This is a genomic window from Rossellomorea oryzaecorticis, assembly GCF_045897515.1.
Lineage (GTDB): Bacteria > Bacillota > Bacilli > Bacillales > Bacillaceae_B > Rossellomorea > Rossellomorea enclensis.
Map to the genome: position 1 here is coordinate 178455 of NZ_JBJOSA010000001.1, position 13760 is coordinate 192214.

The following is a 13760-nucleotide window of genomic DNA, read 5'->3' on the forward strand; positions in this document are numbered from 1 at the left end:
AGTCCCGGTACATATTCTTTTTATGTTTTCCTAAGTAAGGAAAAACTATTTGAGAAGGACTTCCCCGTATAAGGGAAGTCCTTCATCATTTCTACTTCTTTTTAAAGCAAAGCGCATACCAGCCGCCTTCCTTTACGATTGGTTCGACAGAAACCACTTTGAAGCCTGTCTTTTTGGCCAGTGTCTCCATCTCTTTTTGGGATGGAATCGGGTGCAGGTTCTGGAACGTCATGAAAAAGCTGTTGAACGCACTGGAGAACTGCTGGCCGTGCTTTGATTTCTGCATCGGCGTCAGGACGAAGAATAGCCCTTTTTTCTCCAGCCAGTCCGAGGCTTTCTCAAAAAACTGCACCCGCTCCGACGGATCGATATAATGAAATAGATTGTTTGCCATGACCATATCGAATGCTTGCTCCGGTTCATATTCATGTAAATCACAGCACTCGATGTCTACGTTCTCATAGCTTTGCAGCTGGTCCTCCGCCTCCCTCGCCACCCCTTCGTGGATTTCGATGCCGACCATTTTTTTCTTCGGATAACGGTCCGCGAGCCTTCGGATATAGCCGCCTTCGCCGCATCCCAGGTCCAAGACGGAATTCACCTTGAACTTCTTCATCACTTTTTGAAGCTTTGGAAACGCGAATCGTTCCAACAGGATGGATGTCTTGGCAACGGTCGAACCATGCAGATCCGAGTTGAAATGCTGCCTTGTCTGATTCCTCAACAGGCTGGGGTAGGAAAGGAGGGCCGGGATATGGAGCTCCATCATTTCCTTCAGCAAAACTCCTGAGGAAAACGTTTCTTTTTTGGAAGAAGGCAGCTTCCAGCCGTTTTTCACCTTCACCCTGCCTTTTGATTGGCGTTTCAGATGCTTCAGTGTGATTCCGACTTCCACCCACTGTTCCAGTAAATCCATTTCCACATTCTTTGCCAGAGCCACTTCCTGAATCGAAGCGGGCTTTTTGAAGCTTTCGAACAGCTCCATTTCATACCCCACGTAGGCATGCCAGCTGTATAGAAACGGGACATTCTTTTTCATCCAGGTCCTTGCCCGCCAAACTTTTGCCATTTCTGCAATCATCGTAATGCCTCCGTTTCTTTCCAGGGATAGTCTTGATTTTGTGTGAAAATGGTGCAGCCCTGCTCTTTATCGCAGGAGATCTTGTCCGTTCTGATCGGAAGGACTCCGCCTTGTATCATCCGGTCGTACAGGGTTTCCCTCCACAAGCCAAGCCCTGAAATATTGAGCATTTGTTTGTAGTGGGACACCGTATCCCTCTCCATGCGCTGCAGGCTGTTTTTACGCAGCCAGCCGATCGGCCTGTAAGGATAAGAGTAGGCGAGCGCAGATAAGTGGCTAAGATGCATCTGATGGGAGACCCGCTTCTTCCGCACCTTTGGATACCACTCAAGATTGACAGGATCCAGCTTTCCCTCCTTGTGCATATCGCATAGCAATTCACCAAGGACATCGCCGTCCTGTATCGCCATATTCATTCCTTCACCTGCCATCGGGTGCACGGTATGCGCTGCATCCCCGATGATCGCCAGATGATCCTTCACATACGTATCGCTGTGATATTTGAGGGGCACCATCAGCTGGATCTGCTTCCACTCTTTTATTTGATCGACATAACCCTCCAGTTCGGGACACAACTTTTTATAGAGGTTATGAAACTCGGAAATCGGCTTTTTCCTGAGAGATTTATACTCTCCCGCTGGAATCAGGTAAACAGATCTTACTTCGTTGTCAGGGAGCGGAAACAATCCCAGGAAGGACTGATAAGTAGAAATGATTTTCCCTTTCACCATCGATTCCGGCCTTGGGAACGTGACAGTCAAGAAGTGGTGATTATAATTCTTTTCCTTTACTGAAATGTCCATGTAGTTCCGTGTGACGGAGCTCCTTCCTTCCGCCCCGACAATGAAATCACACTCCACCTCATAGGACTGCTTCTCTTTCCTGTCCTCAAGAGTCACAGTATGATCCTTTATTTCTTTGCATATGGTGTGGGGGTGGTAGTGAAAAGAAGGATATTCCTTTGCCTTATCCAAGAGGATTTCTTTGAGGGTTTCATGATGGATCATCAAGGAAAAAGGATACCGGCTAGGCAGGATCGAGTAGCTCATCAAGGAATGCTCCGGGACAGCCTTCAGGTTTTTAAGCTCAGTCATCTCAAGATCAGAGATTTTATGTCCATGTTTGAAAATGGACTCGATCACCCCAAGGGAATCGAGTATTTCCAGACTTTTCGGCTGAAGCAGCTCCCCTTTATAAATGGGACTGGGACCAGGCAGCCTTTCTGCAACGGTCACATCGATCCCGCATCGGGCTGCCTTCAAGCCCAGGGTCAATCCCCCGATTCCCCCTCCGCTGATAAAAATGCTTGTCCGCATGTCGTTTCACCTCTTTCCTATCATTTATCCTTAAGCGCGAATGTTGAAACCTGCCGATGTGCCGGCGACAAGAAACGGGGCGGGACGAAATTTGTAGAATGATCTATTTCCCGGAAAATAAACTTTCCCCAATAAGAGAACACGTTATTTGTCGACTTTCTCCCGGCAGGAATCGTCATTTCCTCACAATAAATGGTGAAACAAAAAAGCTTCAAAACGGGAAATGGTCATTCCGTTTTGAAGCTTTTCATCTTTAGTATTCTTTCCCTGCTTTCCCGGCAATCGGAAGCAGGATCGTGACGGTCGTTCCATCATTTACGTTGCTCTGGATTGAAAATGAACCGTTGTGCTCCTTGATGATTTTTTGGCAGATCATCAAGCCAAGGCCGGTTCCTTTTTCTTTTGTACTGTAAAAAGGTTCGCCAAGATGCTTCATCCGCTCAGGCGGTATTCCGGCTCCGTTATCCTGAATGGATATTTTCGCACAGCCGTTTTCCTTTTCAAGCTGTACGCTCAGCAGTCCTCCTTCAGGCATAGCTTCCAATGCATTTTTCATGACATTGAGCACGACCTGTTTGATTTGATGGGAGTCGCAGTAAATCTCCGCTTCTTCAACAGAAAAACGAACATCCACTCCCTGCTTCAGGCATTCCATCTTGATGAACTCCACCGAACTTGTTAACAGTGTTGTTAGGGAGGTCATAGAAAAATGAACCGCCCTGGGCTTTGCCAGTGCCAGAAATTCGTTCGTGATGATTTCGATGCGGTCAAGCTCTCCCTGAATGACCTGCAGGTGGAAATCATCCTCCGCACTTTCCTTCATCAGCTGCAGGAATCCCTTGATTGTGGTGAGCGGGTTGCGGATTTCATGTGCCACCCCCGCAGCCAGCTGGCCGATCATTGCAAGCTGTTCCGATTTCTTCAAGAGATCTTCATTTCGCTTCTTTTCAGATAGATCGCGGATGATGGCTGATATACCGATCAGCTTGCCGGTGTCATTCAGGATAGGATTGAGGTTGAAGACAATCTCTATCGGAGAACCGTCTTTACGATACCTTACAGTTTCATAGTCTTTGATCCGCTTTCCTGCTTTGACCATTTTTAGATTCTGCTTAAATTGAGAAACCTGCTCTTCCAAGTGAAGGATCGTGATACTTTCTCCTATTATTTCAGCCTCATTCCAACCGAACATCGATTCAAAATGCTGATTGACCTTCAGTATTTCCCCTGCAGGATCGAGAAGGGCGATTCCGTCACCTGCATGTTCAAAATAAGCTTCAAGGAGCTCTTTCGCCTCTTTCAGCTCCTCAGCTATTTTCATCCTTGCCGTGATATCCTGACCGATACCATAAATACCGATTACTTTATCGTTTACACGGATCGGGATATTCGTCACGCTTATATGGGTTCGGTTTCCATCCTTGTTGTTAAGGGTCGTAATATATCTTGTCGCCTCCCCCTGCAGCGCTGTCTCAAAATGCTTGATCGTATCTATTTGCTGATCTTCTGTGATAAATTCGCTGAAATGCTTCCCGATCATGTCATCTGATGGGAATGTCCATTGTCCCTCTGCTGCCGGGTTCACTTCCTGTACGATTCCTTCAGTATTTAACATATAAATATTATCGGGACTGTACTGAACCATCGACCGGTATTTTTCCTGTGTTTCAATCAGCTTCCTCTGGATATCCTTGATCAAGGATATATCGGCAATGGAGCAGATGATGGTGGTGACTTCCCCGTCTTTCATGACCGGGACCATCGAGGCGATATACTCAAGTCCCTTATATTCATCCTCGTACGTCAGTTCTTCACCCGTTACCCAGATTCTCTTGAGCTTAGGCTGTATCTTCCCAAGATGATACGTGTCAAAGACTTCCTGTATCGTTTTACCGATCACATTGGAAGGAGATATATCCAGCTTGTTAAGAAGGTCGCCGGCTGCCATTTCAATCACAAAATCATCTTGATGTTTTTTTATTTTATACGTAATTGTTTTTTGGAGCCTCAGTGTATTCTCCAATTCCACTTTTAAAGAGAGTAAATCATTTTCATATTCCTTTTTCTCCGTGATATCATGCAGGATGATGCCTACTTGGTCGACCGCACCCCGCTGATTATAATCTGCAGGTGAAATTGTGATATGACAGGTACATTCCCTATCATCACCTGTCTTGAAGGTAAGTTCCTCCCTCTGAACATTTTTCCCTTGAATCCCCTTCATGACCAGGTTTACAAAGGCAGGGTTCTTGAAGGGTGATTGCCGGCAGAGTGATTCCCCGATTGCTTCATCTGTCAGCTTGAAGAGCTGTTTGAAGGATTCATTCATCTCCGTGAGAACTCCGTTTTTATCAATGATACATACACAGGTCGGCGTGTTGCGTATCAAGGATTGATAAATGTCCGAGCTGGAATTCTGTTTATCTTTTTCATTTTCCGAGGTCCTGGTTTCAATGGAGGGGACGATCATCAACAGCTCCAGGCTTCCTTCAACCGTCCCGCGCTTCAGTGAATATGAACATTCGTTGTAAATAAAATGTTCTGACTCTGATTCCAGCAATCTCTTAATGTCGAAGCTGTCTATGCCTGATCGTTCTTCCCATTCGGGATTGGCTTCTATGATGGTTGACAGGCCAGGGTTCCATAAAGCAGCGGGGACAGGGATCGAATGAACGCTTATGGCGTTCACAGGTCTAATTTCAGCCATAGTACCCTCCTTTTCGTAATGTGATATATGTCCATTTTACCCTACCTTTATGTTCATATAAATGCTTGTCTTTATACTATAATGGGAATCTGCTCCATTGTTGAGTGGTAATGTTTAAATATCAACTGCTCATAAACTCTGTTTATTTCCGTGGAGTATTTCGCTTTCCGCGGGTAGCCCGTGAGCCTTCTGATATGAATGAAACCGTCAATAAATTGACCTACACAGATTTTGGTTATGTTTTTAGGCAACCTTAAGTAGAGAAGCTCTTTTTGACTTCTCAACTTATTTGTTTCCATTCATCACCGCTAATGATTCCCGTGCAAAACTTCGCTTTCCGCGGGCGGTTGGTGAGCCTCCTCAGTCGTACCTCCCTGCGGGGTCTCACCTAACACGCTTCTCCCGCAGGAGTCTACGTTTTGCACTCCAATCAATCGCTGGAACCGGTTTTGAATATGGATAAATATACAAAACTCCATCCTGAATAAATGGATTGTAACTTATTTTGTTCGTCTTGATCCTCCTTTTTCTTTGATGGAGCAGATGGTAAGAACTCGTCAGGAAGGCAAAAATCCCTCCTGCAGTTAGACTCTGATATTCGTAGGTCTTCACATTTTATCTCTCCGCCTAAAGGTCTGATCCACTAACTCGGAACGTGAGTTAATCTACTAAGATACATCACACAGGAGGCACGTGGATTTTCCTTTCCGGTTTTACTCTTTGCATTCGAACCTATTCTCAGGCTTATATTTAATTTCGATTCCTCTGACCAAACCCCTTCCGATTTTCTAATAAACTGCTATTCCCGCAATAATACTCGTCTTCCACTCCAATCAACCGCTGAAGCCTGCTCATCACAATCACCCCACTGTAAATAAATCAATAAAAAAAACCGGACAAAAAAGCCCGGGTTTTAGTTTAAACATGTGTTGTTTTCAAAGATTTATATTTAACGGCCAGTTCGGCGCCGACCCGGGCATTGTTTTTGACCAGTGCGATGTTGGCGATAAGGCTTTTGCCTTCTGTGAGTTCTTTTACTTTTCCGAGCAGGAACGGGGTGGCTTCTTTTCCGGTTATGTTTTTCTCCTCTGCTTCCTGCAGCGCGGATTCTATGATGCTGTTCATCTCGTTTTCTTCCAGTGCGTTTTGTTCAGGGATCGGATTTGCAACGACTACGCCTCCGTTCAGTCCAAGCTCCCATTTTGTTCTTAACAGAGAAGCTATTTCTTCACAAGACTCCATTCTATAGTTTACTTGATAAGGACTGTTTCTTGTGTAAAAAGCAGGCAGGGAATCGGTCTGATATCCAAGGACGGGCACCCCTTTGGTTTCAAGGTATTCCAGTGTCAGTCCGATGTCCAGTATCGATTTTGCACCGGCGCATACGACGGCAACGTTTGTCCTGGAAAGTTCCTCGAGGTCTGCCGAGATATCCATTGTTTTCTCTGCACCGCGGTGGACCCCTCCGATCCCGCCTGTCACGAATACCGCAATATCGGCAAGTTCCGCGAGAATCATAGTTGCTGCCACCGTCGTTGCTCCGTCTTTCCCGGCAGACAAGATATAAGGAATGTCCCGGCGGCTTGCTTTAATCACATTTGACGCCTGGCCCAGATATTCCAATTCTTGATGGGACAGGCCGATTTTTATTTTTCCGTTCAATATAGCAATCGTCGCAGGTACCGCTCCCCCTTCACGGATGATATCCTCGACTTCTCGTGCCGTCTGTACGTTCTGCGGATAGGGCATACCATGAGAAATGATCGTAGATTCCAGGGCTGCGATGGCTTTCCCATTCTTCCTTCCTTCCAGGACTTCTTCTGAGTACTCTATATAAGATTCCAAATTCATTGCTTCATTCCCCCATTTGTTTTATTGTTACGCTTCTGCGAGTGCCTAATAATACAGGCTGAAGTACTGCTGAAGCTTACCTTTTGTAAGCGAAGGGCTGACCGTATGGGCTGATTGCAGCGTCAATGACGAGCAGGTGATGCCGATCCGGCAGGCACCTTCCGTGTCAGACCCTTTGAGGTATCCATAGATGATGCCCGCCACAAGCGCATCGCCGGCCCCGGTGACGTCGATGACTTTCACTTCCGGAGGCAGGATGGCACTTGCTTCTGTGTATACCGTGTAATACACCAGCCCCTTATCCCCTCTTGTGATGACGACCCTTTCCGCCCCTTTTTGGGTGATCATCTTTGCAGCCTTGAAATAATCTCCCTCTTTATCGATTTTCATACCCAGGTAAGCTTCAGCCTCTCCCTTGTTGCAAATGAACCAGGTGACCCCTTCAAGGGATGGCGGCAGCTTCTTTACCTTCGGAGCCGATACGGGAACGACCGTCAACGGTATTCCTTCCGATTGACATCTTTTGATGATGTAGCTCAAAACATCTGCCGGAAAATTCGTATCAAGGAGCACCATCTCGGATGAAGCAATCGTCCCCCACCTTTTCTCGATGAATCCTATGTCAACGCTTTCATTTAATTCCATATCTGCAAGGGCAAACATCATTTCCCCCTGCTTGTTCAAAATCGCTGAATATGTCCCCGTCGTATGTTTAAATAAAGAGACCGAAGCAGAGACATCGACGAAATTCCGCGTCTGGTTCAGAAGCCAGCTGCCTTCGGTATCGTCGCCTACTACTGTCAAAAGGCAGGATTGAAGACCGATTCGTCCTAGATTCTCTGCAATATTTCGCGCAACTCCCCCGCTTGCCTGGCTTGAAACTGCAGGATTTGATGTCTCCGGAAGGAATTCATCGTGGAGCTGAAGTTTCCTGTCAATGTTGGCTCCGCCAATGCACATTACTCCTTTTTTTCCCGGAAGAACATACGCCCTGCCAAGAATCCTGCCTTCCTTTATCAGGTTTGAAATGTATCCGGCAACTGCAGACCGTGACATTCCGCTTTTCTCCGCCAGCTCCTGCTGACTCATAAACGGATTACCCTCAATTAACGTCAACAAGAGCTTTTCCTTCTCGTTCAACGACTCCCACTCCTTTGAAAAATATGTAAAAGTAACTTTTGTTAATATTCTAAACTTTTGTTTAATTGTGGACAAGAAATGGTTTTCGACAAAATTTTAGTACAAATCTCAAACACCACTATTGATTTCCGTGCAAGACTTCGCTTTCGGCGGGTAGCCCGTGAGCCTCCTCCCTTTGTTCAAAGCCATTCCGCATTTCTGATTGGAGTTTTCGTCCTTCATTCCAATCAACCGCTGGAATGAGCAAATAATCACCTGTGCATACAAAAAACCCGAACTGACTTACCTTCTAAAAAGCAAGTCAGTTCGGGTTTTATTTAGTCTAAAACAAACGCTTTTGGTCAAGTCAGATCATCACTTCGTTGTATCATGACTAACTGATCTTCTTGTCTTTCTTCGCTTTTCCGATGTCTTTCAAGTAGTATTCATCCGAGGTGAAGAATTCTTTCGTCAGTCTTCTCACTTCTTTACTTAAGAGAAGGACAGCGATGATATTCGGTATTAATATGGCAGCAAGCGCAAGGTCAAGGAACTGCCAGATTGTCTTGGCTGCACCCACTGAACCGAGGACGATGGCCGCTACATAAACAATCTTGATGGCCTGGGCCGTTTTCCATCCGAAGAGGAATTCTGCCTGTTTCGCACCGTAAAAGACGATGACGATGATCGTCGATAGAACAAAGAATATTAATGATACCGTGACGAGGATACCGCCGAATGACCCAAAGTATTGACTGAATGCTTCCGTCGTCAAGGCAGATGGGTCATCCAGGGCATCTTCCGCCGTCCATACACCTGACGAGAGTACGACGAAGGCTGTTGCCGTACAGACAATCAGCGTATCAATGACGATTCCGACAATCGCCCATAGTCCCTGTCTTACCGGGTGGTCCGTCTTGGCTGCAGCATGGGCGATAGGTGCAGTACCAAGTCCTGCTTCATTCGAATACAACCCGCGGGCAAACCCCCACCTGATTGTTTCTGCAATCGCCGCACCGGCAAATCCGCCCATTGCGGACATCGGCTGGAACGCATGTCCCAGTACCAAGCTGAAGAACTCTGGGATCGCATCAAGATTCATGAACATGATGACAAGGGCTGCACCAACATAGAAAAGGGCCATGAACGGCACGAATACCTCTGTCACCCTTCCGATCCGTTTAATGCCTCCGAAAACAATGAGCACAACGATAAAGGCCATGATTAAACCGGTTATAAGGCCGTTCACATTAAATGATTCCTCCACCGTTGCGGCAACCGAGTTCCCCTGGACCATGACGCTCGGAATGAGCTCGATCATAAGTGCAAAGGCAAACCAGACGCCTAGCCACTTCATATTCAGCCCGTTTCTCATATAGTACATCGGACCGCCGACGAACTCGCCTTTTTCATTCTTCTCCCGATAGCGTACGGCCAGTACACTCTCGGAGAACTTAAGGGCCATTCCTATAAGCGCGATGAACCACATCCAGAAGACAGCACCGGGTCCCCCGAACATGATCGCGGCAGGGACCCCGACGATGTTCGCAGCTCCGATTGTGGAGGAAAGTGCAGAAGTCAAAGCCTGCAGCGGCGTGACTGTCCCTTCCCCTTTCGGCTTCTTCTTGCTGAATACACTTCCGATTGTCTGCTTGAAAATGTAAAGGGGATGCCTGAACTGAATGAATCCTAGCAGGAACGTCAAATACAGACCCGTCCCTGCCAGTACGATGATTAGCGGCGGCCCCCAGAGCCAAGCCGATATTTTTCCTATGATGTCAAAAAAATTCTCCAACGGAACTCCTCCTTAAGTGGTAGAAACAATGTCTAAACGCCAGAACATTCCAAAAAATATGTATGTACGGATAAACTTATGTATAGAGGGCCTGCCCTCAACCGGTTCTGAAAATTTAGACACTGATTCTGCTGTTTCTGTTTTTCTTTCCCCTGAATCCGCACCGTGAAACATCCCAAATTAAAAAAACTGAAACCGCTCCAATAAGCAGCTTCAGTCCTTATATGTCCATCATTCCCTGTCACTGGGTCACCCGCGGCAGGATCAATACTTCCACCCTGCGGTTCAATGCCCTTCCCTCGTTGGTGGCATTGTCCCCTACCGGTTCAAACTCACCAAAGCCCTTCGCACTGAACCACTGAGGATCGAGCTCCTCGTTTTCAAGGATGATCTTCATGAAATTGACTGCGCGCATCACACTTAATTCCCAGTTCGAATCAAATTCTGCATTTCGGATCGGAACGTTATCTGTGTGACCTGAAATGATGATGTTCCGTGGGGGATTCATGACCAATAACTCAGAAAGTTCCTTCGCAACATCGAGATCCGTATTGTGCACGACAGCAGACCCGGAGTCAAACAGCACATTGTCCCGGATTGTCAACAGCAGTCCTTCATCGGTAAGCTTTGTAATAAATTGCACTTCAAGATTGTTCGTCTTAATGTATTCATTGATTTTTCCCTGAAGCTCTTTTAATTCTTCCTGGTCTTTCAAAAAAGCCTGACGTGCGATCTCTTTTTCATCAAGTTCCGCTTTTTCGTCAGATTTCACAGCGGCACTGGCCTTCACTTCAACTTCGCTCTTTTTTGGCGGTTCGACCGGACTGTGTTTATCCATTATCCCGGTTCCGCCCGTAAAGACTTCATTAAATGATTCAGAGAGTTCCTGGAATTTCTGGGCATCCACAGAGCTTGCCGCATAAAGGACGATGAAAAGTGCCAGAAGCAGGGTGAGCAAATCTGCATAAGGGATAAGCCAGGATTCGTCCATATGATCATCATCGTGTTTCTTCTTACGCCGTCTCATTTGCTTCTCCCTCCATCAGCAGAAGCCGCTCGCTTGCCGGTAAATAAGAGGCAAGCTTCTGTTCGATGACCCTCGGGCTCTCTCCTTCTATAATGGAAAGAATGCCTTCTACCATCATCATTTTCAGCTGCACTTCCCGCTTTGATTTGCGTTTGAGCTTATTCGCAAAAGGATGCCACAGGACATAGCCGGTGAATATTCCGAGCAGCGTCGCGATGAATGCACCGGCAATCGCTTCACCCATCTTATCAGTATTCTCCATATTGCCGAGGGCTGCGATCAAACCGATCACGGCACCAAGCACCCCGAGCGTCGGGGCATAGGTTCCTGCCTGTGAGAAGATGGAAGCACCGGCGCTGTGCCGTTCTTCCATCGCATCGATTTCCTCATGTAGTACATCACGTATGTAATCTGCACTCTGTCCGTCTACGGCAAGGGAAAGTCCATTTTTCAGGAACTGATCCTCTACCTCCTGTGACTTTGACTCCAGCGCAAGCAGACCTTCCTTACGGGCGATATCAGCAATTTCCGAGAAATAACGAATGACTTCTTTTGGATCCTGGACAGATTGTTCTTTAAACAGCATGCCGAATAACTTCGGTACTTTTTTAATTTCGTGGGTCGGGAATGCAATGGTGACGGCAGCTGCCGTTCCAAGCAGGATAATCAAAATGGCTGCGGGATTGATGAGAGCTACCGGGCTCACGCCTTTGAAAAACATCCCCACACCAACCGCAATCAATCCTAAAATGACTCCAATAACTGACGTTTTATCCATCGATTTGTCCACCTTACTCTTTGTAGTAGTACTTTTACTATCGGACAAACCATCCATTTATTTAGTTTTTTTATCAATCCTCCTGCTTCTCTACAGGCGTGGATTGGGGTTCATCCTCCCATACAAGCGTAAAATTTTTTCCATAAATAGTATAAAAGTTGTATTTTTCAAACCGATATATATAGGAAGAGGGATTTTATTTTACATATTAAAGGGGAGAAACATCGTGACACCTGAGCAAATGAAAATTTCCGATACAAAACGGAAGAACGTTTTATTACTGATCACGTATTCAGTAAGCCTGCTTGCGGGTCTCATTTATGCCATTTTGAACGACTCAGGCATCATTGCCACTTCGGTATTCGCTTCACAGCTGATTCTTTTGATTGTCTATTTCATCATTCTTCAGCTGATTCTGAAAAAACCTGAGATGTATGTCTATTTCAGTATCCCGACCATTTACATCATTATGCTGATCTGGCTGCTTACCGAAGGGGCGAACGCCAAGAATATGGTCATATTGACGCTTATGGCCGTCCTGTCAGCCATCCACTTCCGTACCGTCATATTCGCCATCGGCTATATATCCGGTCTGATTATCCTGATTCTGAACAATGTATTCGCTGCCGGTGAAGATGCCCTGTTCAATGAGCTGTTCCTTCCTGCATTACTCACATATCTGCTCGTCGGGATCGTGCTCGGAGTCGTCATTCATCTGAATAAAAAACAATCCGGCCAAATCCAGGAGTTCCTTCAGAGACTTGAAAACGACAGCATGAAAAAAGATGAGCAGCGTTCTCTTTTAGCCAAAGAATTGACGACCATATCAACAAGCATCAACCAGATCAATGATCAAATCCAAGTCCACCTTGTTTCGCAAAATGAAATGAGGACAGCAGTAACGGAAATCTCTGCAGGCAGCCAGACACAGAGTGACCAAATCAATAACATCGCCTCGGTCGCTGCCATGACGATGACAAAAATGGAAGAAGTCACGCACCTCTCAAATGGCCTGGCCGCACAGTCCGACCAAGCGAACCACCTTGCTTTCTCAGGCAATGAACGGGTTACATATCTTCATGAAAACATGACTGAACTGAAAAATATCATTGAAGGTCTGAGCAGTACGTTTAAAGAATTGACGAAGAAAATCGAAGAAACAAATACGTTTATCGGAAGTATACAGGACATCACCGATCAAACGAATTTGCTTGCATTGAATGCGTCGATTGAAGCTGCACGTGCCGGCGAAGCCGGGAGGGGCTTCTCGATCGTGGCTGATGAAATCCGCAAGCTCGCCGAAATCACAAGGAATACTGCAACCCGGATCAACGACAACTTATCGTCCGTGAACGAAGTCAACTCGACTGCCCTTGAGATCATGTCACTGAGTTCAACGAAGCTTCATGAAAACATGTCTGCCACCGGTGAAGTGACGGAATACTTCTCTTCGCTCCGTGAAAAATTGGACGGCATCTCAAACGAATTTCAGCGGCTGGCATCCACAGCCACTGAGGTTAAAGGCCAGACCGTGGACGTGGAGTTTTCCACCAAAGAACTTGCTGCCGTGATTGAACAATCAAGTGCAGGTCTCGAGGAAATCAGTGCGACGATCGAAACCCTGAACCAGGACAATGAAACCATCGCCCGCTACATCCAGGACACCGCTGAGAGCACTGAGCGGATCGAACACAGTATTAAGGATTAATCGATTGGGACAGGCCAAAATGGCCTGTCTTTTTTGTGGGGAAAGTTCATCGGTTTGTAGATTTATCCCTGCAAAAATTATGATAAACTTAAGTCAGCAGAAATAAAGGATGTGGCATTTTTGAAAAAAAGACTCATCTTCACGATCCCGATCATGCTCGTCGTGTTCCTCGTTGCCAACTCTTATCTGGGCAAAGCATATACAGAGGTCCCTGCAGGCACCAGGACCCTGATCGTACTCGGCGGTACATTATTATCGGGTATCATCTCTTACTTCCTATTCAAGCCTGAAGGGGAACAGGGAGAGAAGTAAAATAATATGGTAAGAAAACATAACGAGACTGGAACAAAAGTGTTTTGTCTGAGTAAAACCCGCATT

10 protein-coding genes are annotated in these 13760 nt (G+C 46.3%); 2 read left to right on the forward strand and 8 right to left on the reverse strand.

The genetic code is table 11. The annotated features are described in order from the left end of the window. Positions 1 to 91 precede the first annotated feature (91 nt). From ACKA06_RS00915 to motA, 8 genes are all read right to left on the reverse strand, one after another. Positions 92 to 1081, reverse strand: coding sequence for a class I SAM-dependent methyltransferase (locus ACKA06_RS00915; RefSeq protein WP_411158847.1), 990 nt, complete (start codon positions 1079 to 1081; stop codon positions 92 to 94). Further along, positions 1078 to 2397, reverse strand: coding sequence for an FAD-dependent oxidoreductase (locus ACKA06_RS00920; RefSeq protein ID WP_032085639.1), 1320 nt, complete (start codon positions 2395 to 2397; stop codon positions 1078 to 1080). Before ACKA06_RS00920 ends, ACKA06_RS00915 begins: the two co-directional genes overlap by 4 nt. 253 nt (positions 2398 to 2650) lie before the next feature. Next, a complete protein-coding gene (locus tag ACKA06_RS00925; protein WP_411158848.1) occupies positions 2651 to 5104 on the reverse strand; it encodes a PAS domain S-box protein in 2454 nt (817 codons plus the stop codon). Between the two features lie 918 nt (positions 5105 to 6022). After that, positions 6023 to 6955, reverse strand: coding sequence for a pseudouridine-5'-phosphate glycosidase (locus ACKA06_RS00930; RefSeq protein WP_411158849.1), 933 nt, complete (start codon positions 6953 to 6955; stop codon positions 6023 to 6025). Between the two features lie 45 nt (positions 6956 to 7000). Further along, positions 7001 to 8095: a carbohydrate kinase gene (locus ACKA06_RS00935; protein ID WP_411158850.1), complete on the reverse strand. Its 1095-nt coding sequence runs from the start codon at positions 8093 to 8095 to the stop codon at positions 7001 to 7003. Positions 8096 to 8468: 373 nt separating this feature from the next. Further along, complete coding sequence (locus ACKA06_RS00940; RefSeq protein WP_032085637.1) at positions 8469 to 9869, reverse strand: alanine/glycine:cation symporter family protein; 1401 nt, start codon at positions 9867 to 9869, stop codon at positions 8469 to 8471. A gap of 241 nt (positions 9870 to 10110) precedes the next feature. Beyond that, positions 10111 to 10896 carry a flagellar motor protein MotB gene (motB, locus tag ACKA06_RS00945; RefSeq protein ID WP_197670072.1) on the reverse strand — a complete coding sequence of 262 codons (786 nt, stop codon included), beginning with the start codon at positions 10894 to 10896 and terminating at the stop codon, positions 10111 to 10113. After that, the gene (gene motA, locus ACKA06_RS00950; RefSeq protein WP_064567749.1) at positions 10883 to 11674 is read right to left on the reverse strand and encodes a flagellar motor stator protein MotA; all 792 of its coding nucleotides are present in this window, start codon (positions 11672 to 11674) and stop codon (positions 10883 to 10885) included. The genes motB and motA overlap by 14 nt, the downstream gene beginning before the upstream one ends. Before the next feature lie 226 nt (positions 11675 to 11900). Here motA and ACKA06_RS00955 point away from each other — a divergent pair, with 226 nt between their 5' ends. Further along, on the forward strand, positions 11901 to 13382 hold the full coding sequence (locus tag ACKA06_RS00955; RefSeq protein ID WP_198258722.1) for a methyl-accepting chemotaxis protein: 1482 nt from the start codon (positions 11901 to 11903) through the stop codon (positions 13380 to 13382). 120 nt (positions 13383 to 13502) lie between these two features. Continuing rightward, a complete protein-coding gene (locus ACKA06_RS00960; protein ID WP_032085633.1) occupies positions 13503 to 13694 on the forward strand; it encodes a hypothetical protein in 192 nt (63 codons plus the stop codon). Positions 13695 to 13760 lie beyond the last annotated feature (66 nt).